The organism is Cyanobium sp. ULC065 (assembly GCF_977927515.1).
Map to the genome: position 1 here is coordinate 1,231,808 of NZ_OZ376393.1, position 19,412 is coordinate 1,251,219.

Consider the following 19,412-nt stretch of genomic DNA (forward strand, 5'->3'; position numbering starts at 1 on the left):
TAATGCCACGCCACACATACCAGGCTCAGGGGGCTCCAGCAGTTCCTGCAGGTCCTGTGGTGTCCCATCCCGGTGATTTGCGAGCAAAGTCGCTGGATCTTCTCAAGGATTACATCCGCTGTGGCGGTCCAGCTGAACGGGGCCTTGGTCCGTTGTACGCCGCCACGAACTGCTCAATCCTGGTGATCAGTTCTTTGACAGTCGGAAAGCTTCCGTGCCTCCAACTGCGCGTTCTCCGTGCTATTCACGCCGGGAAACGCCTGCAACTGGTGTACGACTGCTGGATCCTGCTGGAACTGCCCGATGGAACCATCCGACGGCAGGTGTATCTGCCCCGGGGTGTGGGGGAGCCGGAGAACTGTTATCAACACAGGTTGGAATTAGCCCGGCCGAAGTGCTTCTTCCGCGCTGCCCTGTGCACCTACGCCGGCATGCTGTCGCGGCTGGTCTGGCAGGTGCTGCCGGATTCGCTTGGTCGGGTTCTCACCGATGTGGACGTTCAGGCCACGGACCTAGGGCTGATCTGTTCCTGGCCGATTTGCTGGCCCTGTGGGAAGGCGGCTGCTTGATCCTGCAGCTGCCCCAGCACCCCTCGCTGCGGAATGACTTCTCCTTCGGCCCGTCCCCGTTCTGCAGACACTAGCGGCTGCACTAGAGTCAGAGGCTATACACTCGATAAAGGCCTGAGGTGGCAATGGTTTTCAGATGTTCTAAATTCGCCTTTCGATCCGAGAACTACCGCTGAAGTCGTACTGCCGGACACGGTACATCAGCTGGTTCGTATAGAACTGCATGCAGAGACCCGGCAAATACCTGGGCAATATCACCCTCTCTGCGTTAATCCTCGATCTCCCGTCAGGCAGATGTGGAAGTGATCCTGTCTCCATGATCACGATCATCGCCTAGGCAATTCACAGCATCCACAAGCATCTCCCAAGGAATGGAGCCATATCCTCCGGTCACTGTGTTTGTCGTGTGACCCAGTAGCCTTCCTATAACAGCTTCATTCATGCCTGCTAGCCTCAGTTTCGAGGCTGCTCGGTGGCGAAGGCCATGCGGGTTGGTGCCTGTGATCTGTTTGCAGGGCTTTGGAAGGTTGTGCCCCCATCGATTACCGTCCTGCAGGTTTGACCAGATTAAACCCGGTTGCCTCCTAAGTGGTTGAAGAACCTCGAAGAGGTCTGGGTGGATCGGGATGTCTCTTGCAGATGCAGATGTCTTGATTGGACGTTTCTCATGGCTTCTGATTCGGATTCGATCATCCATTATGTCACTTGCTCTCAGCCCGCAAACCTCAGCAAGGCGGCAGCCTGTGAAATACAGAATCCAAAAAATGGGGAGGTATTTTGAGGTACTGTTCCAGGCATGTGGATGTGAAACCAGCTCTAGATCATCTATATGCTTTAAGCCTGTCGTCTTTCTTGTCTTTATGCTCTTGGTGAGACCTTTGAAAATGTGCTCATGATTAGGGTCTATTTCTAATAACATTGACCACAAACCAGCTAGATAAGAGAGCGTAACCGAGGTCGTGGAAGGTGCGAGCTTTTCAAGCAAGTGAGTACGGAAGGCCACAGCATGTTCTCTTGTTGCTTCCGTTGGGTAAGCGACTTGTGCGAAATCCAAAAAGCGAAAAAGGGCCTTCTCCCAGCCTTCCTTGGTGCGAGCTGCTGGACTCTTGAAGCGTGTGGCCTGTTCGATCAACTCTCGTGCAGTGAGAAACTTTCGAGGCTCTTCCTGTCCTCTGGCAATGCGTATTGCCCGGTCAGCCTGATCGCGAGTCAAGCCCCCCTCGACTTTAAGTATTTCAATCCCAACCACTAGGTCTTCGACATCTTCTGAAGTTGTGAGCTTAAATGCTTTTGGGATTAGGTCGATCACCTCATCGGTTGAATACTTGACCACTCCTTTCGCTTCCGCGATAGCCCTGTCTGTTCGATCCAAAAAACCCGAAACTCGCGCTTGAGCCTCCCTGAGGGTCTTGCCGCCTGGTTCCTTCCATTGAGTTCGACCTATGTGCTCCTGTAGCGCTTTGGGGACCCCCCTCTGTAGCTGGTAGCCCGCGCGTCCCTGGCGGATGTAGCTGGCATGCTTCCTGAACACCACGTCGAGAACCTCCTTGAGCACCGAGCTTGGGCCACATTTTGGGCTACGTCAAGAGTCGCTAAGTCCAGACCAGCTCAGAAATCTGATGCCGGCGTTGGCCAACAAGACCTACTTCAACTACGGCGGCCAGGGCCCGCTGCCGACGCCCTCGCTCGCGGCGATCACCGCCAGCTGGCAGCGGCTGCAGGAGCTGGGCCCGTTCACGACAGACGTCTGGCCATGGCTGTCAGCGCAACTGAGCAGCCTGCGCGGGGTTCTGGCGGCCGGTTGCGGCGTGCCTCCCGATCGGTTGGCGCTTACCGAGAACGTGACGAGTGGCTGTGTGCTGCCGCTCTGGGGGCTCCCCTTGCAGCACGGCGACGCCATGCTGATCAGTGATTGCGAGCACCCTGGCATCGTGGCGGCCTGCCGCGAGCTGGCGCGCCGCGAGGGCCTCAGCCTCGACACCCTGGCGGTGAAGGAGATCCGCGGCGATTCCGCCGCTGCGGTGGATGACGCTGTGCTGGCGGCCCTCGAAGCCGCACTGACGCCGCGCACCCGCCTGGTGGTGCTCTCCCACCTGCTGTGGAACACCGGTCTGGTGATGCCGATCGCGGCTGTGGCCGCGCGGCTGCGGGAGCATGGGCGCCAGCCATGGTTGCTGGTGGATGCGGCCCAGTCGGTGGGAAGCCTGCCCGTGGCTGAAGCCGCCAGCCAGGCCGACATCTACGCCTTCACCGGCCACAAGTGGTGCTGCGGCCCTGAAGGGCTGGGTGGGGTGGCGCTGTCGGCACGGCTGCTGGTGGACTCGCAGCCCACGTTGGGGGGCTGGCGCAGCCTCGCGAACGAAGCCAACCGGGGCAGCACCTGGCACACAGACAGCCGGCGCTTCGAGGTGGCCACCTCCTGCACGCCGCTGCTGGCCGGGTTGCACACCTCGCTGGCGTTGCTGGAGTCGCTGGGTTCGTGCGAGCAGCGGCTTTCACTGATCCAGGAGCGCAGCAGCCAGCTGTGGCAGGGGCTGCAGGCGATTGATGGGATCACGCCGCTGCTGAGCGCGGCGCCACCCGCTGGCCTTGTGAGTTTCACCGTGGCCGGTCAGAACCCCCAGGCGGTGGTGGAGACTCTGGGGAAGCAGGGACTTTGGCTGCGCAGCCTCGACGACCCGTCCTGTCTGCGTGCCTGCACCCATGTGACTACCAGCGCAGCCGAAGTGGAACGGCTGCTCGACGCCCTGTGTCAGCTGGTGTGAGGCGCCGGCGCCGGCGGTGACCCAGGAGGGTTCCGCCGACGGTGAGCCAGGAGCGTTCAGCCGACCGTGTCGGAGGCCATCAGGTTGCGGTGAACCCAGCCCGCCAGCAGGGCGCCGGCGATCGGTGCCACCCAGAACAGCCACAACTGCGCCATGGCATCGCCGCCGACCCACACCGCCACGGCGGTGCTGCGGGCGGGGTTCACGGAGGTGTTGGTGACAGGGATGCTGATCAGGTGAATGAGGGTGAGGCTGAGGCCGATCGGCACTCCTGCAAAGCCGCCGGGAGCCAGGCGGTCGGTGGCGCCCATGATCACCAGCAGGAACACGAACGTGAGGATCACCTCGATCACCAGCGCGGCCAGGAAGCCGTAGCCGCCAGGAGAGTGGGCTCCCCAGCCGTTGGTGGCCAGCGGATTGCCACCGGTGAGGGCGAAGCCCTCCCTGCCGCTGGCGACGAGCAGGATCACACCGCCAGCGATCACGCCGCCGAGCACCTGGGCGATCACATAGGGCAGCAGCTGGGAGCCGGGAAACTTACCGCCGGCCCACAGCCCGAAGCTCACGGCTGGGTTGATGTGACAGCCGGAGATGTGCCCGAAGGTGTAGACCATGGTCAGCAGGGTCAGACCGAAGGCGAGAGAGACGCCGAGGAAGCCCAGGCCCAGCGGGTTGGCGGCGGGGTTGTCGTAGGGGAACACCGCTGCCAGCACGGCGCTGCCACAGCCTCCGAGCACCAGCCAGAAGGTGCCGATCAGTTCAGCGAAGAACTTCTTCGCCAGTGGAACACTGGAGGCCATGCGGGTCAGGCGGCGGGTATCGGGGTTGATCTTCTCACCGCCTGATGCTTGTTTTCGGCCGTTTGTGTGTTCAGACGCACAGTTTTCAGGGGGGGCAGCCAGCGTGGCTGCCGGCCCCTGGCAAGGTCGCTCGCTCCTCAGGCGGTTCTGAGCTGCAGCGCTTTCTGCGCTTCTTCCCGGTCGTCGAAGTGGATCTTGGTGGTGCCAAGAATCTGATAGTCCTCATGGCCCTTGCCGGCGATCAGCACCAGATCGCCGGGCGCGGCGCTGGCGATGCCGAGGGCGATGGCGGTGGCCCGGTCTCCCTCCACCACCAGGTCGGTGCCGGCGGGAATGCCGGCCACCACGTCGTCGAGGATGCGCTGGGGGTCTTCCGTGCGCGGATTGTCGGAGGTGACCACCACCCGATCCGCCAGCCGGGCGGCGATCGCCGCCATCTGGGGCCGCTTGCCGCGGTCACGGTCACCGCCGCAGCCGAACACGCAGATCAGCCGGCCGGAGCAGAAGGGCCGGCAGGCGGCCAGGGCGTTCTCCAGCCCATCGGGGGTGTGGGCGTAGTCCACCAGCACCGCCGGCAGGTCAGTGCCGGCACCATCAGCCAGCACCACCCGCTCCATGCGACCGGGCACCCCGCGGAAGCTGTCGATCGCCGCCAGCAGCGGGGCCAGCTCCAGCCCCTGCTGCAGCAGGGCGCCCACCGCCTCCAGCAGGTTCATCAGGTTGAAGCGCCCCACCAGCGGCGAGCAGAACGGCCCTGAGCCCAGCGGGCTCACCAGGATGCCGCTGACGCCATCGGCCCCGACCACCAGATCACGCACACCCAGCTCCGCCACGCCCGCCCCCGCCGGCGCTTCGGCCGGTGTCGCCAGGGAGCAGCGCCAGAGTCGCGCGCCGAGGGTGTCCGTCAGGCGCTCCGCCAGCTGCGCGCCCCACGGGTCGTCGATGTTCACCACGGCGCCCCCTGCCAGCCGCTCGGAGGCGAACAGCAGCGCCTTGGCCTCGAAGTAGGCCTGCATCGACGGGTGGTAGTCGAGGTGGTCCTGGGTGAGGTTGGTGAACACGGCACCGGCGAAGCGGCAGCCCGCCACCCGCGCTTGATCAAGGGCATGGGAGCTCACCTCCATCGCCCCGACCCGGGCGCCTGCGGCCACCGCCTCGGCCAGTTGCCGCTGCAGCTCGTCGGCGAAGGCGGTGGTGTGCGAGGCGGTGGCGCTGTGTCCGGGCCAGCGGTTGCTGAGCGTGCCGAACAGGGCGACCGGCTGGCCGCAGGCGGCTGCCAGATGTTCGATCAGATGGGTGGTGGTGGTTTTGCCGTTGGTGCCGGTGACGCCGATCAGGGCCAGCTGCTGGCTGGGTTCCCCCCAGAAGGCCGCGGCCAGCCGTCCGGCGATTTCCGCCAGCGGTCCCTGCACCACCAGCACTGGGTCGGTGGCGGAGGGCGGGCACTGGGCGGCGGCCGCCGTGCCGATCACCGCAGCCACCGCGCCATTGCTCAGCGCCTTGGGCCAGAACACGCCGCCGTCCACCTGACCACCGGGCACCCCCACGAACAGCGTGCCGGCGCCCACATGGCGGGAATCGCAGCTCACGCCGGTGACGGTCTCATCCCCCAGGGTGCGGGGCACCTCCAGACCGCTCTGGTGCAGGAGGGAATGGAGAGGCTGGGTCATGGGGATGGGGGGCAGCCGCTGCCGTGGGATCGGGGTTCGCAGGGTTTTAGGCGGATTCCGGGGCGTCCGATAGCGCTGCCAGACACTTCCTCAGCCAGCGGTCGAGGGCGGCCCCGCTGAGCCGCGGCGATGCCCGCGGCAATTCCTGCAGCTGATCAGCGCGCCGCACAGCCAGCACCGGAATCTCCAGCCCGTAACGGGCCTCGAGCGCGGGGTCGCTCGCCACATCCACCAGCACCAGGTCGGGACGGGGTTCAAGCGCCCGCAGCCGTTGCTCCAGCCCGTCGCAGAGGCAACAGCCGTCGCGCCGGTAGAGCGTCAGAGGGGGCAGGCCGGCCGTGGCGGTCATCAGCAAGGGAGGGTGTGGGGGGAGAGCTTCAATCGGGAACCGGATCGCAGCCGCACGGGGTGAAGGGGTGACAGCGCAGCAGGCGGCGGGCCGTGAGCCAACCACCCCGCCAGGGGCCATGGCGTTGGATGGCCTCCAGGCCATAGGCGCTGCAGCTGGGGATGAAGCGGCAGCGGGGCCCCAGCAGGGGAGACAGCCACTGCCGGTAGGCCTGGATCAGGCCCATAAGCACCCTCGCGACCAGGGCGGAGAGGGCGTTGGCCCCGAAAGATAGAGTGATGGGATGGCGTTCCACTGCCGGGAGCTGCCGAGGGAAACCTCCAGCATGCTCCCAGGTCAACGGCGGCGCCGGTCCATCCCTTTGAACAGCTTTCCCCGATGTCCCGATACCGCGGCCCTCGCCTGAGGATCACGCGGCGCTTGGGAGACCTCCCCGGTCTCACCCGTAAGTCCGCCAAGCGGGCTTATCCCCCCGGTCAGCACGGCCAAGCCCGTCGCAAGCGCTCCGAATACGCCATCCGCCTGGAAGAGAAGCAGAAGCTTCGCTTCAACTACGGCATCTCCGAGCGCCAGCTCGTGCGCTACGTGAAGAAAGCGCGCGCCCAGGAAGGTTCCACCGGAACCAACCTGCTCAAACTGCTCGAGAACCGTCTCGACAACGTCTGCTTCCGTCTCGGCTTCGGCCCCACCGTGCCCGGCGCCCGCCAGCTGGTGAACCACGGCCACATCACCGTGAATGGCCGCGTCGTTGACATCCCCAGCTATCAGTGCCGAGCCGGTGATGTGATCATCGTGCGTCAGCGCAAGGCCAGCAAGCAGCTGGCTGAAGGCAACCTGGAGTTCCCAGGCCTCTCCAACATCCCCCCCAACCTCGAGCTCGACAAATCCAAGCTCTCGGCCAAGGTCAACGGCCGCATTGAGCGTGAATGGGTGGCGCTGGAGATCAACGAACTGCTGGTGGTGGAGTACTACTCCCGCAAGGTGTGATCCTCGGGATCCTCCCCATCCAGCTTTGGTTCACCACACCCCGCCCTCGGCGGGGTTTTTTCATGGTCGAGCTCTGGCTTGCACTCTCACAGTTCCGCCAGGACTGCACTGAGCCGTCGCAGACGACGGCTCAGCCTCAGCCGGCGCGGCCAGCCGCCCTCAGCCGCTGATCAGCTGCTCCAAGGCGGCGGTCACATCCGGCTGGCGCATCAGCGCTTCCCCCACCAGCACCGCATCGGCGCCGGCGCTCTGCACCCGGTCGAGGTCGTCGCGGCTGAACAGCCCCGATTCGCTCACCAGCAGTGCTCCCCGCTGCCGCACCTGATCGCCGAAACGGACCATCAGTTGCTCGGTGGTGGCGAGATCGGTGTGGAAGCTGGTGAGGTCGCGGTTGTTGATGCCGATCAGGGTGTGAGCCGCCGTGATTGGCTCCGACCAGACGGGCAGGCGCAGCATCCGCTCCAGCTCGTCGGCGTCATGCACCTCCACCAGCACGGCCAGCCCCAGGGCACGGGCCACCTTCATCAGGTAAACCACGTCCTGGTCGGTGAGAATCGCCGCGATCAGCAGGGCCGCATCGGCGCCGGCGGCGCGTGCCTGGTGCAGCTGGTAGGGGGAAAGGATGAAGTCCTTGCAGAGCAGGGGCAGATCCACCACCTGGCGCACCTCAACCAGCACCTCGAAGCCGCCCTGGAAAAATCTCTTGTCGGTGAGCACCGACAGGCAGCTGGCGCCACCGGCCGCATAGCCCCTGGCAATGGCCACCGGATCGAAATCGGCGCGGATCACGCCTTTGCTGGGGCTGGCTTTCTTGATCTCGGCGATCACCGCGGGCTTGCGGCAGCTCGCCCGCAGCGCGGCGACGAAATCACGGGTGGGGGGCAGGTCGCGCAGTTGGCGCTGCAGCGTTTCCAGCGGCACCCGCTCCCTGGCGGCGGCCACCTCGCGATCTTTCTCCCAGACGATCCGCTCGAGGATGTGCTGGGGCTCCTGCTCGGGATGGGAAATGCCGAACTGAAGATTGGCCACCTTCACCGGCGGATTGGGTGGACGGCGACGAATCTCCAAAGCCTCAGGGCAACAGGAGCCGATCGTAAGGGCGGGCACCGAGACGGCCCGTGAGTGGGCCAGGCCTCATCAGGCCACGGCCATGGCCGCCTGCTTGTAGGCCACCTCCACCACTTCACTGAGGGTGGGGTGGGTGTGCACTTCCGTGGCGAGGTCCCCCACCCGCTGGCGGCGGGCCACGGCGTTGGCGACCTCCTGAATCAGGTCGGCGGCGTGCAATCCATAGATGTGGGCGCCCAGCACCTCGCCGGTGTCCTTGCGGAACAGCAACTTCATCAGCCCATCGCTTTCCAGTTCCGCCAGCGCCTTGGAGTTGGCCTTGAAGTAACTGCGCACGCTGCCTAGCTCAAACCCCTCGGCCGCCGCCAGCGCCTTGGCGTCGGCTTCGCTCAGGCCCACCGAGCTGATCTCGGGATGGGTGAAGGTGGCGGCCGGGATCGAGCGGTAGTCGATCGCACGCGCATGGCCAAGGATGTTGTCCACGGCCACGGTGCCCTGGGCGGCGGCGGTGTGGGCCAGCATCATCTTTCCGGTCACGTCGCCCACGGCCCAGAGATGGGGCACGGGCGTCTCGCCCGCCAGCACCTGGAGCTGGTCGTTCACGGGAATGAAGCCGCGGTTGGTTTCCACGCCCACGCTGGCCAGGTGTAGATCCTTGCTCACCGGCACCCGCCCGGTGGCCACCAGCACCGCATCCACTTCCAGCACCTCCACCAGCTCCTTGGTGGCCATGGCGGCCAGTTCGATCCGTACCGGCGCCCCCGGGGTCACCTTGCGGGCCAGCAGACCGGCGCGGGTGTCGATGTCCCGGCCGTCGATCAGGTGGCGAGCGGCGATCTTGGCGATGTCGGGATCAAAGGTGGGCATCACCCGATCGAGCGCCTCGATCATCGTGACCTCGCAACCCAGTGCCGTGTACACATCGGCGAATTCCAGGCCGATGTATCCGCTGCCCACGATGGCAATCCAGCGGGGCAGCCACTCCAGGCTGATCGCTTCGTCGCTGGTGAACACCGTGCGTCCGTCGGTTTCGATTCCGGGCGGCACGAAGGGATCCGAGCCGGTAGCCACGATCACATCGCGGGCGGTGAAGACCTGCTCCACCCCGTTGCTCTGGCGCACCGCCACCCGCTGATGCCCGTCGAGGCGCCCCTTGCCCCGCAGGATCACGGCCCCCGACCGCTCCAGGGTCTTGGTGAGATTGGTGCGGATCGTGGCCACCAGCTGATTGGCGTGATCGGCGATCTTCTGCCGCTCGAAGCGCACCGGCGCGGCGTGGATGCCGAAACCTTGCAGGTGCTTGGCATCAGCCAGCTCCCGCACCCGGCCACTGGCGGCCAGCAGCGCCTTGGAGGGCACGCAGCCGCGGTTCACGCAGGTGCCGCCCATGTCACGCGATTCGATGATCGCCGTGCGCAGGCCATGGTCGGCCGCATGCTTGGCCGCATCGAAGCCGCCGTAGCCGGCGCCGATCACGATCACGTCGTAGTCGAAGGAAGAGGCGCTGCTGTCGCTCACCGGGGCGTGTCTCAGGGAGTGACCGGCATTCTCTCCTGTTGCTGGCGCCAGCGTTCCAGCAACAGGGGCCCGGCCGCCACGGCCACGTTGAGGGATTCCACGGCGGCGCTGTGGGGAATCGTGACCCGGTGGCTGCAACAGCTGAGCAGGTCGGCGCTCAGCCCTGCACCTTCGTTGCCCAGCAACAGCACGGTTGGCAGCGTCCAGTCGAGCTGCCAATAGGGAATCGCGGCAGTGTCGGCCCCAGAGGCGCTGGCCTCAGAGGCGGTGGGTGCGCTGCGGGCCATCACGGTGGTGGCCACCACCTGGGCCCCTTGCGCGCGGGCCTGCTGCAGGCGCAGGGCGAGGCCTTCGAGGCGCTCAAGCGGCAGGGTGAGGGCCGCGCCGGCGGAGGCGCGCACCACTTTCGGCTGCCAGGGGTCGGCGCCACCGGCCAACCACAGCGCCTCGACCCCGGCCGCCAGGGCCGTGCGCATCAAGGTGCCCAGGTTGCCCGGATCCTGCAATTGCTCCAGGGCCAGCACGAACCCCGGCCTGGCGGGCGCGGCGGGACGGGGCAGGGCCAGGCTCAGCACCACCCCATCGGGATGCTGGGTGGTGGCCGCGGCCGCCAGCACCGCCTCATCCACCGGCTGCAGCACCGCCGCCATCGACGGATGCTGGTGCAGCAGGGCCTGATGGGCCTCGATCCAGGCGGGTGTGGCGAGCAGTTCGCCCGCGGCCAGGCCAAGTCGGGCGGCTTCCTCGATCAGGTGGGTGCCTTCCAGCAGCACGCGTCCCTGCTCGCGCCGTCCACGGGATTCATGCAAGGCGCGGAAGCGCCCCACCACTGGATTGCGCCGGCTGGTGATCAGCGGACGAAAGAACGTTGCTGGCTCCCGCGACCCTGAGGGCTGGCCAGTGGCCTCATAGTGGCTCTGCTCGGCAGATTGGCCAGATTGTCTTGGCTCCGCAGATTGCAGTGGCTCACCAGGTTGACTGGGGTCACCGGATTTCCGGAGTTCTTGGGCTGGCCAGGGGCCGCCGGCCTGCGGGAGTTCAGAAGACCTGATGTTTTCTGACATGCATGGAATCCTTCATCACCAGTTCGGTGGCATGAAGATCCATTCCTTTGACCGCCGCCACTTCGCCGCGGATGCCCTCCTCGCGGAGGTTTTCAACGAGCTTCTGCAGCACAATGTCCTCGACGGTGGTTTCGTCGAAACCGCCAGGGGTGAGGCGTTCAAGAAAGCGCCCGATCTTCCCCGCCACGACCTCGGAGGAATTGCTGATCTTGAGGACGATCATGGAAACGGGAGCGCGACGGAGGAGAACCCGGATTGGAGGTTCCTACAGGACAGAGGGAGTGGGCTGAAAAATGATGCGGATGGGGAGACTTGAACTCCCACGACATTGCTGCCACTAGTACCTGAAACTAGCGCGTCTACCAATTCCGCCACATCCGCTGGCGTGCCGCCGCAGCGACCGAGCAACCCTAGATCATCGCCTGCACGGCCGGCCACCGGCTACCGCGTCACGCCACGGGGTACTCCGGAAGACAGTTCAGGGGGCGGACGGCTAGACGGTGCGCCTCTGAATTGTCAAGATGCCGGCACCATCGGCTATGTAATCAGCCATGACCGTGACCGCCGCCGTGGCTCCCCAGCTGATGGTCAATCCCCGCCTGGAGATCCTGGGGGGACACCGTCTGGCCGGCGAGCTGCGCGTGAGCGGCGCCAAGAACTCGGCGCTGGTGCTGATGGCGGCCTGCCTGATGAGCACCCAGCCCCTGCGCCTGCGGAACATCCCTCCGCTCACCGACATCGCGGCGATGGGCGAGATCCTCGGTGCCTTCGGCGTGAAGGTGAAGCGCGGTCCCGACTGGATCGAGCTTGATGGGGCCCATCTCACCCACTCCACCGCCCCCTACGAACTGGTCAACAGCCTGCGGGCCAGCTTCTTCTGCATCGGCCCGCTGCTGGCTCGCCTGGGTGTGGCGAAGATTCCCCTTCCTGGTGGCTGCCAGATCGGTTCCCGTCCGGTCATTGAGCATGTGCGGGGCCTCAAGGCGCTCGGCGCCCAGGTCACCATTGATCACGGTGTGGTCTCGGCCGTGGTGCCCGGCCGCAGCCATCGGCTCCACGGCGGCCACATCCACCTGGAATGCCCCAGCGTCGGCGCCACCGAAACGTTGATGATGGCCGCGGCTCTGGCCGAAGGCGAAACGGTGATCCACAACGCCGCTCTCGAGCCTGAAGTGGTGGACCTGGCCGGCCTGCTGATCGCCATGGGGGGCAAGGTGCGCGGCGCTGGCACCCCCACGATCACGATTGTTGGGGTCGAGCGGCTCCATGGCGCCGATTACGCCGTGATTCCCGATCGCATCGAGGCCGGCACCTTTCTGCTGGCAGCGGCGATCACGCGCTCCGAGCTGCGAGTCGCCCCGCTGATCCCCGACCACCTCGGTGCCGTGATCAGCAAGCTCGAAGAAGCCGGCTGCTCGCTGGAAGCGGATGGGATCGGCATGACCATCCGCGCCGACCGGATTCAGGCCCTCGACCTCCGCACCCAGCCGTTCCCTGGTTTCCCCACCGACCTGCAGGCCCCATTCATGAGCCTGTTGGCCACGGCCTCGGGCACGAGCATGGTCGTCGAGACGATCTTTGAAAACCGCCTGCAGCATGTGGCTGAGCTGCAGCGCATGGGGGCTTCGATCCGCATGCAGGGCAATACGGCGTTCGTGGAGGGGGTGGCCCGGCTCAGCGGCGCTCCCGTGCAGGGAACCGATCTGCGCGCCTCGGCGGCGATGGTGCTGGCGGGTCTGGCCGCCGATGGCACCACCAGCGTGCAGGGCCTGGAGTTCCTCGACCGCGGCTACGCCGATCTGGAAGGGAAGCTCAACAGCGTCGGCGCGGCGATCCGCCGCGTGAATGGCTGAGCGGAGCTTCGGGCGGTTGCCCGTTGCTCGGGCGAGGGGCTGATTCCCGCCTCCCCCTACAGTCGTTGAGCGGGAGCGTGCCGGAATTGGTAGACGGACTCGACTCAAAATCGAGCGCCTTCGGGCATGTGGGTTCGAGTCCCACCGCTCCCATCCCTCCAGCCTCAGCCCCATGTCCGTAGAGATCGCCGCTCCACCGCGGCCCGCTCCCACGCTGGTGCTGGTGCCCGACCCGGTGATGGACACGTACGCCCGCTTCCCCCTGGAGTTGGCGAAGGGCAAGGGCGTTTGGGTGCAGGACACTGCCGGCCGCCGCTACCTCGACTGTGTCGCCGGCATCGCCACCTGCACCCTCGGTCACAGCGACCGTGTGATGCGCAAGGCGCTGTCACGGCAACTGGGCCGCCTGCAGCATGTGTCGAACCTCTACCGGATTCCCGAGCAGGAGGAGCTGGCCGCCTGGATCACCAGCCGCAGCTGCACCGATCGGGTGTTCTTCTGCAATTCCGGCGCCGAGGCCAATGAGGCGGCCATCAAGCTGGCCCGCAAACACGGCCACACCGTGCGGGGCATCGAGCGGCCGATCATCCTCACGGCCCAGGCCAGCTTCCACGGCCGCACCCTGGCGGCGGTGAGCGCCACCGGCCAGCCGAAGTACCACCACGGCTTCGAGCCCATGGTGGAAGGCTTCCGCTTCTTCCCCTACAACGACATCGCCGCGTTCGAGGCGCTGCTGACGGCCTGCGAGGCCGACGGCCCCCGCGTTGCCGCCGTGCTGATCGAGCCGCTGCAGGGCGAAGGGGGGGTGAACCCTGGGGATCCCGCCTTCTTCCGTCGCCTGCGGGAGCTCTGCGACCGGCACAGCATCCTGCTGATCTTCGATGAGGTGCAGATCGGCGTGGGCCGCAGTGGTGCGCTGTGGGGCTACGAGCAACTCGGCGTCGAGCCCGATGCGATCACCTTCGCCAAGGGCCTCGGCGGTGGCATCCCGATCGGAGCCCTGGCCGTGAAGTGCTCGGTGGATCACTTCCGCCCGGGCGACCACGCCAGCACCTTCGGCGGCAATCCCTTTGCCTGCCGCGCCGCCCTCACGGTGGTGCAGGAGCTGGAGCGGCGCACCCTGGTGCCGCATGTGGCGGCCATGGGCATGGTGCTGCAGTCGCTGTTGCGGGATCTGGTGGACCAGCGCCCCCACCAGCTCGAGGGGGTGCGCGGCTGGGGGCTGCTGCAGGGTCTGGTGCTCAAGGCCGACAGCGAGCTCACGGCGCCGGCGATTGCCCTGCGGGCGATCGAAGCCGGCCTGCTGGTGGTGCCCGCCGGCCCGCGTGTGGTGCGCTTCGTGCCGCCGCTGGTGATCCGGCCCAAGCACCTGCGCCTGGCGGTCAGCCGCCTCGCGCAAACGCTGGATGCGTTGGCCGGCGCCTGAAGCTGTCGAACGCCTCGGTTTCTCATCGGTTCCCACCCATCGACGACTTCGCTGACCTGATCGAACCGTTCAGCCGTCGCGGGGTGGACCTGGGCCTGGTGCGTCTGCGGGCGGCGCTGGCGGAGCTGGGCCATCCCGAACGCCGCTTCGCCGCCGTGCAGGTGGCTGGCACCAACGGCAAGGGCTCGATCTGTGTGCTGCTCCATGCGGCGCTTCAGGCCGCCGGCCATCGCTGCGGGCTCTACACCTCGCCCCATCTGGTGAGCTGGTGCGAGCGGATCCAGCTGGGGGCCGGTCCCATCGCTCCCGCCCACCTGCGCCATCTGCTGACGGCCCTGCAGCCGCTGGCGTGCCGTCACGATCTCACCCCGTTCGAGCTGGTGACGGCGGCGGCTTTCGTGGCCTTCGCCGAAGCCGGGCTGGAGATCGTGGTGCTGGAGGTGGGGTTGGGGGGACGGTTGGATGCCACCACGGTCCACCCTGATCGCCGCGTGCTGGGATTCGCCAGCATCGGCCTCGACCACGCTGAATTCCTCGGTGACAGCGAGGCGGCGATCGCCGCTGAAAAAGCCGGCGTGCTGCATGGGGCCGCTGCGGCCGTGTCTGGCCCCCAGCGGCCCGATGTGGCGGCCGTGCTGGCGCAGCGGGCGCAGCTGCAGGGCTGCCCACTTCACTGGGTGAGACCGCTGGAGCAACAGGGGCAGGAGCTGGTGGCGGGTCGGCTGCGCTGGCGCCATGGTCTGCCGGGCGACATGCAGCGCACCAATGCGGCGGTGGCGCTGGAGATGCTCCAGGTGCTGCGCCGCCAGGGCTGGCACCTCCCCGATGGGGCGATCAGCGCGGGGTTTGCCGCCGCCCGCTGGCCAGGCCGCCGGCAGCGGGCGCGCTGGGGCCAGCTGCCCCTGCTGCTGGACGGGACGCACAACCTGCCGGCGGCCCAGGCGCTGCGGGCCGAACTTGACGGTGGCGGCAGGGGCAAGCCGGCGCCGCCCCGGCTCTGGGTGCTGGGCATGCTGGCCAACAAGCAGGGCCCGGAGATGGTGCACGCCCTGCTGGCCCCCGCGGATCGCTGCTGGCTGGTGCCCGTTCCCGGCCACGCCTGCTGGAGCGCCGCCGAGCTGCGCAGCGCCTGCCCCGAGCGGGCCAGCGCCCTGCTGGCTGCCGCCAGCCTGGAAGAGGGACTGGCGGCGGCGTCCACCGTCTGGGAGACCGTTGCCGGGGCCCCGCCGGTGGTGGTGGCGGGCTCGCTCTACCTGCTGGGCAGCCTGCTGGCGGCTGGCACGCTGGACCTGGCCCCCGGAGCAGGGGAGAGTGAGGACGGCATGTCCGTGCTGGAGCGATGACAGTGAGGCATCAAGAGGGAATGACGCATAGAGAGGTGGTGGTGCGTAAAGAGGCAGTGGAAGCGGCCACGCTGCCGGGCTGGCGCTGGCTGGCGGTGCGCCCAGCCCTGGCCGTGAACACGCGCTTGGCCGCACTGGCCGTGCTGGTAGCGGCGCTGCTGCTGGGGGCAGGCCTCGGGCCGCTGCCGGCTCTGGCGCTCGACACCTCCGCCGGGGTGGGCCTCCAGGAGCGCGCTCTGTTTCAGGACCGGGTCGATTACACGCTCACCAACCAGAGCGGCGTGGATTTCAGCGGTCAGCAGCTCGCCAACACGTCGTTTGCCGGCGCGCTGGGGCGGGATGCCGATTTCTCTGGAGCCGATCTGCACGGCTCGATCCTCACGCAGGGAGTGTTTTCGCGCTCCGATTTCCGTGGCGCCGATCTCTCCGACGCGCTGATGGACCGGGCTGACTTCAGTGAAACCGATCTGCGCGGTGCCCTGCTGCGCGGGGTGATCGCCGCCGGCAGCAGCTTCAGCGGCGCGCAGGTGGAGAACGCCGACTTCACCGATGCCCTGCTGGACCGCGCCGATCAGCGCGCTCTCTGCCAGCGGGCCAGCGGCACCCACCCGCTCACCGGCATCAGCACCCGGGCCAGCCTGGAGTGCGGCTGAGCGCAGGCAGCCCCGCCCTGTTTGGCCGGGGATGGCCGGGCGTCCGCGTGTCTGAATGTGGGCGGGGTGATCAGCCGCAGCTGGTCCAGCCGCGCAGTTTGCCGGGGTTGAGCAGCCCCGCTGGGTCATAAGCCATCTTTGCGGCCACCTGGTCGGCATCGATCACCCCCAAGCCGCCGTCTTCCACCGTGAGGCTGTGGGGGTTGAAGAGCAGGGCGCCCAGGTCCCTGGCCTGCTCCATCAAGGCCTGCAGCGCCGCCCGATCCCGCCAGCGCACCAGAGGAATCGCCGCCAGACGTTGCTGGCCCTGCTGACGCACGCCCTCCAGGTGCCAGAGCAGGTCGTCGCCCCAGCGCTGCTTCAAGGCGCCCAGCGTCGGCCCTTCCGGCTGGGGCAACAGCATCTGCAGATAGGTCCAGCCCTTGTCCTGCGCCCGCAGATGCAGGGTGGTGTGGTTCCAGGTGAGTTCGCGCAGGGGCAACCCGCGGCTTTCCCCCTCCGCTGCTTGCCACACCAGGGCTCCGCCCAGTTGATCCAGCAGCGGCATCAGGGCCGGCAGGGCATGGGGGGCGGCCAGCAGCAGCAGCCGGTGGCCGCGGGCCGCCGGGCAGCCGCCGGGCAGGGGGAGCTGGCGGGCGGCGGGCGCCTCCAGCAGGCAGAGTTCCTGCAGCACCAGGGCAGCGCAGGGCAGCAGCCTGGCGGCCTCCAGCGCCCTGTCCCAGTCTGCAAAGTCGACCACCAGCTGCTGCCAGGTCTCGGCGGCGGCGGTTGGCACGGTGACCGCCGTGAGGATGCCGTTGGTGCCGTAGGCGTGATTGAGCGGCCGGCTGCCGGTGGCATCGAGCGTCAGCAGCCGCGGCTCGGGCTCCACCGTCACGATCTCCAGGCCCAGCAGGTTGCCGGGATCCCGCAGGAAGCCCCAGCGCAGGGAACCGATGCCTCCGGATCCCCCGGCGATGAAGCCCCCCAGCGTGGCGCTGCGGGAGGTGCTGGGGGTGAGCCGCAGGGCGCGGCCCCGGGCCGCCAGTTGACGGTCGAGGTCGCCCAGCAGGCAGCCCGCCTCTGCCGTGAGCACGCCGCTGGCCGCATCGAACTGCCGCAGCTGTCGCAGGCCGCTGAGATCGAGCACCACGCCACCGGCGAGCGGCACGCACTGGCCGTAATTGCCGGTGCCGGCGCCCCGCACGGTGAGCGGCACCTGCTGTTGGGCGCAGGCCGCCGCCACCTGCTGCACGTGCCCCAGCTGCGTGGCCTTCACCACCAGCTGGGCGTGGTGACCGCTGAGCAGCGGCGTGAGTACCGGCGAATAGGTGAAGAAGTCGTGGGAGAGTTTCTCAAGCTCGCTGCCTCGCCCCACCAGCTCCGCAGCGGGGCCGCTGCCCGGGGGGCCGGCGGCGGCACGGAGCTGCCGGGACACCGCTTCGATCCGCTCTGCGCTCACGGGAGTGGGCAGGCCGGCGGGCAGGGCGACAGGGAGCAGCGCGACCGGTGCGCTGGCAGGGGAGCGGGTCACGGGGAACGGGGCAGTGGTTTCAAGCTGGCAGGCTCTCAGGCTCTCAGGCTGGCAGCGCTTCGAGCAGTTGCTGCAGTGGCGACGGCGACGGGGCCGGCAACCAGCGACCCGCGCGCAGCACCCGCCGCGGTACAGGCCGGGCCAGCAGGTCGCTCCAGCTGGAGGCGCCCAGCAGGAGCAGATCAGCGGGTGCCCCTGGTCGCACCACCCCGTCCCAGGCCAATCCCATCAGGCGGCTGGAGGCGGTGGTGAAGGGCATCAGGCCCTGGCGCTGCCATGGGGCCAGGTGAGCGGCCGGCATGGAGAAGCGCAGCAGGTCCAGGGGATCGAAGTCTCCGCCCGGATACCAGGGATCCTGCACGTTGTCTCCCCCCACCGCCACCGTCACCCCGGCGCGCTGCAGCTGGCGGATCGGTGCCAGCGGGCGTTGGGCGGGGGTGTGGCCGTCGCGGTGCCCCAGCAACCAGAGGTTGGTGGTCGGCAGCGCCACCACCGCCAGCCCCGCCTCGGCCATGGCGTCGGCGAGGGGCAGCAGGCGGCGCACCGGTAGCTGGGACATGCTGCAGCTGTGGCTGCAGCACACGGGCACACCGATACGGAGCTCGATCACGAGGCGGGCGGCCAGGGCCACGCCAGCGCCAGCGCCATCGGCGCTTTCGTCGATGTGGAGGTCCACGCCGCAACCCAGGCCATCGGCCAGGCGCAGCAGAGCCCGCAGTCCTTCGCCATCGGCGCCGTCGGGGGGGAACGGGGCGCCCAGCACGCCGCCCAGCAGCACCCCGCCGGCCGCGGCTGCACTCTCCCCCCGCCGGCCCAGCAACTGACGCGCCAGTTGCTCGCCTGCCGCGGTGGCCCAGTGCCTCACCGGCACCAGCGCCACCAGTTGCAGCGGCAGCCGCTCCGCCCACGCCTGCTGCAGATCGAGCAGGGCCTCCCAGCTCACCTCGGCGCCTGGGCCGAGGCTGTCGACATGGCTTCGCATGGCCCGCAAGCCGTAGCGCCAGCCTTGGTCCAGGGCACGCTCCGCGCGCGCGTGCACCTGTTCCACACTGCGTTCGTGATGCTCGCGCTGGTTGGCGGCCAGGGCGCCCGCCATCGTTCCCGTCCGGTTGGGATGGCGCTCCCAGCTGAAGGCCTTGTCGAGGTGGGCGTGGGGCTCCAGCAGGGGGGTGAGGGCGAGCGGCAGCCGTGCCTCGGCCTGTGCTGGATAGGGCTTGATCGCGGTGAAACGCCCTTCGGCATGCTCCAGCTCGACGGCTACCAGGCCTTCGGCATCAGCTGCCGGCAGGTGGACGGCGCCTGGATCCAGAAGGCAGCGCGGCAGCCGCAGGGGCGGCAGGGGTGTGGCGCTCACGGTCTGGCGTCGCTGGTGGCGCCTGCGTCGTTCTCCTCTCTGCCGTCCTTCGAGGTGGAGAGGATCACGAAGTGCCCGGCGCCGGCCAGGGTGATGACCCGGTAGCGGGGAATGCGCAGGAATGGCAACACCTCCTGGCCCCCGATCTCCGTCTGGTACAGGCTGAAGACGCCGAAGTTGTGCCGCGTCGTGCCCTGCCGGGCCAGGGCGCCAAGCACCTGCGACTGGCTGCGGATCAGCTCCGGGCAGTTCTGCACCACAAGCCGCAACGGCATCGGCAGCCCATCTGCGCCGCAGACCTCCTCCACCGCCAGTTCCACCAGCTGATCGCCGGCGAAGCTTTCGAAGTCGTTCGGTGGAGGGTTGGTGAACAGGAGGGCCAGGGCGGTGCCTCCGAGGCCAGCCGCTCCGGCCAGCAGCGGCCAGAGGCGCGAGGCGGATGGGGGCGCGGCGGGCAAGGGGCAGCAGGCGGGGCTACTT

Annotated in this window: 19 protein-coding genes and 2 tRNA genes; 8 read left to right on the plus strand and 13 right to left on the minus strand. The window is 67.8% G+C overall.

The features are described from left to right. The first annotated feature begins 152 nt into the window (after positions 1–152). Entirely contained in the window at positions 153–569 is a 417-nt protein-coding gene (locus tag ACXMDP_RS05975) for a hypothetical protein (RefSeq protein ID WP_457767133.1), read from the plus strand. Between the two features lie 286 nt (positions 570–855). Here ACXMDP_RS05975 and ACXMDP_RS05980 read toward each other — a convergent pair whose 3' ends face one another. After that, positions 856–2,124 (minus strand): tyrosine-type recombinase/integrase, encoded by a 1,269-nt coding sequence (locus ACXMDP_RS05980; RefSeq protein ID WP_259729219.1) that lies wholly within the window; start codon positions 2,122–2,124, stop codon positions 856–858. A gap of 64 nt (positions 2,125–2,188) precedes the next feature. Between ACXMDP_RS05980 and ACXMDP_RS05985 the strand changes: the two genes are divergently transcribed. Further along, positions 2,189–3,334, plus strand: coding sequence for an aminotransferase class V-fold PLP-dependent enzyme (locus ACXMDP_RS05985; RefSeq protein WP_259729220.1), 1,146 nt, complete (start codon positions 2,189–2,191; stop codon positions 3,332–3,334). Positions 3,335–3,390: 56 nt separating this feature from the next. On the opposite strand, the gene aqpZ is transcribed toward ACXMDP_RS05985, so the two are convergent. The 4 genes from aqpZ to yidD all read right to left on the minus strand — a co-directional run bounded on the left by aqpZ (position 3,391) and on the right by yidD (position 6,448). Then, complete coding sequence (aqpZ, locus tag ACXMDP_RS05990) at positions 3,391–4,134, minus strand: aquaporin Z (RefSeq protein WP_259729221.1); 744 nt, start codon at positions 4,132–4,134, stop codon at positions 3,391–3,393. 137 nt (positions 4,135–4,271) lie between these two features. Beyond that, positions 4,272–5,804, minus strand: coding sequence for a UDP-N-acetylmuramoyl-L-alanyl-D-glutamate--2,6-diaminopimelate ligase (locus tag ACXMDP_RS05995; protein ID WP_259729222.1), 1,533 nt, complete (start codon positions 5,802–5,804; stop codon positions 4,272–4,274). Positions 5,805–5,850: 46 nt separating this feature from the next. Continuing rightward, positions 5,851–6,153, minus strand: a complete 303-nt coding sequence (locus ACXMDP_RS06000; RefSeq protein WP_094510459.1) for a glutaredoxin family protein — start codon at positions 6,151–6,153, stop codon at positions 5,851–5,853. 28 nt (positions 6,154–6,181) lie between these two features. Continuing rightward, positions 6,182–6,448 (minus strand): membrane protein insertion efficiency factor YidD, encoded by a 267-nt coding sequence (yidD, locus tag ACXMDP_RS06005; RefSeq protein ID WP_259729223.1) that lies wholly within the window; start codon positions 6,446–6,448, stop codon positions 6,182–6,184. Positions 6,449–6,531: 83 nt separating this feature from the next. On the opposite strand from yidD, the gene rpsD reads away from it, so the two are divergent. Further along, entirely contained in the window at positions 6,532–7,140 is a 609-nt protein-coding gene (gene rpsD / locus ACXMDP_RS06010; RefSeq protein WP_255140596.1) for a 30S ribosomal protein S4, read from the plus strand. A gap of 159 nt (positions 7,141–7,299) precedes the next feature. Here the strand turns inward: rpsD and trpC are convergent, their stop codons facing one another. From trpC to ACXMDP_RS06035, 5 genes are all read right to left on the minus strand, one after another. After that, positions 7,300–8,208: an indole-3-glycerol phosphate synthase TrpC gene (gene trpC / locus ACXMDP_RS06015; RefSeq protein ID WP_259729224.1), complete on the minus strand. Its 909-nt coding sequence runs from the start codon at positions 8,206–8,208 to the stop codon at positions 7,300–7,302. A 69-nt stretch (positions 8,209–8,277) separates the two neighbouring features. After that, positions 8,278–9,726 carry a dihydrolipoyl dehydrogenase gene (lpdA, locus tag ACXMDP_RS06020; protein WP_255099752.1) on the minus strand — a complete coding sequence of 483 codons (1,449 nt, stop codon included), beginning with the start codon at positions 9,724–9,726 and terminating at the stop codon, positions 8,278–8,280. Positions 9,727–9,737: 11 nt separating this feature from the next. Further along, positions 9,738–10,535 (minus strand): TrmH family RNA methyltransferase, encoded by a 798-nt coding sequence (locus tag ACXMDP_RS06025; protein WP_259729225.1) that lies wholly within the window; start codon positions 10,533–10,535, stop codon positions 9,738–9,740. A gap of 229 nt (positions 10,536–10,764) precedes the next feature. After that, entirely contained in the window at positions 10,765–11,013 is a 249-nt protein-coding gene (locus ACXMDP_RS06030; protein WP_094510338.1) for a hypothetical protein, read from the minus strand. Between the two features lie 74 nt (positions 11,014–11,087). Further along, positions 11,088–11,171, minus strand: a tRNA-Leu gene (locus ACXMDP_RS06035). A gap of 170 nt (positions 11,172–11,341) precedes the next feature. Here ACXMDP_RS06035 and murA point away from each other — a divergent pair. The 5 genes from murA to ACXMDP_RS06060 all read left to right on the plus strand — a co-directional run bounded on the left by murA (position 11,342) and on the right by ACXMDP_RS06060 (position 16,065). Next, positions 11,342–12,643, plus strand: a complete 1,302-nt coding sequence (gene murA, locus ACXMDP_RS06040) for a UDP-N-acetylglucosamine 1-carboxyvinyltransferase (RefSeq protein WP_259729226.1) — start codon at positions 11,342–11,344, stop codon at positions 12,641–12,643. A 71-nt stretch (positions 12,644–12,714) separates the two neighbouring features. Then, positions 12,715–12,796: transfer RNA gene (locus ACXMDP_RS06045), tRNA-Leu, on the plus strand. Between the two features lie 85 nt (positions 12,797–12,881). After that, positions 12,882–14,069 (plus strand): aspartate aminotransferase family protein, encoded by a 1,188-nt coding sequence (locus ACXMDP_RS06050; protein WP_259729276.1) that lies wholly within the window; start codon positions 12,882–12,884, stop codon positions 14,067–14,069. Positions 14,070–14,152: 83 nt separating this feature from the next. Further along, complete coding sequence (locus ACXMDP_RS06055) at positions 14,153–15,412, plus strand: bifunctional folylpolyglutamate synthase/dihydrofolate synthase (protein ID WP_259729227.1); 1,260 nt, start codon at positions 14,153–14,155, stop codon at positions 15,410–15,412. A gap of 20 nt (positions 15,413–15,432) precedes the next feature. Further along, on the plus strand, positions 15,433–16,065 hold the full coding sequence (locus tag ACXMDP_RS06060; protein ID WP_259729228.1) for a pentapeptide repeat-containing protein: 633 nt from the start codon (positions 15,433–15,435) through the stop codon (positions 16,063–16,065). A gap of 70 nt (positions 16,066–16,135) precedes the next feature. Here ACXMDP_RS06060 and ACXMDP_RS06065 read toward each other — a convergent pair whose 3' ends face one another. Genes ACXMDP_RS06065 through ACXMDP_RS06075 form a run of 3 tightly spaced genes read right to left on the minus strand, consistent with a single transcriptional unit; the run spans position 16,136 to position 19,390 of the window. Continuing rightward, positions 16,136–17,578 (minus strand): FAD-binding oxidoreductase, encoded by a 1,443-nt coding sequence (locus ACXMDP_RS06065; RefSeq protein ID WP_259729229.1) that lies wholly within the window; start codon positions 17,576–17,578, stop codon positions 16,136–16,138. A 43-nt stretch (positions 17,579–17,621) separates the two neighbouring features. Then, a complete protein-coding gene (locus ACXMDP_RS06070; RefSeq protein ID WP_259729230.1) occupies positions 17,622–18,932 on the minus strand; it encodes an amidohydrolase family protein in 1,311 nt (436 codons plus the stop codon). Beyond that, positions 18,929–19,390: a DUF4359 domain-containing protein gene (locus ACXMDP_RS06075; RefSeq protein ID WP_259729231.1), complete on the minus strand. Its 462-nt coding sequence runs from the start codon at positions 19,388–19,390 to the stop codon at positions 18,929–18,931. Before ACXMDP_RS06075 ends, ACXMDP_RS06070 begins: the two co-directional genes overlap by 4 nt. Positions 19,391–19,412: the final 22 nt, after the last annotated feature.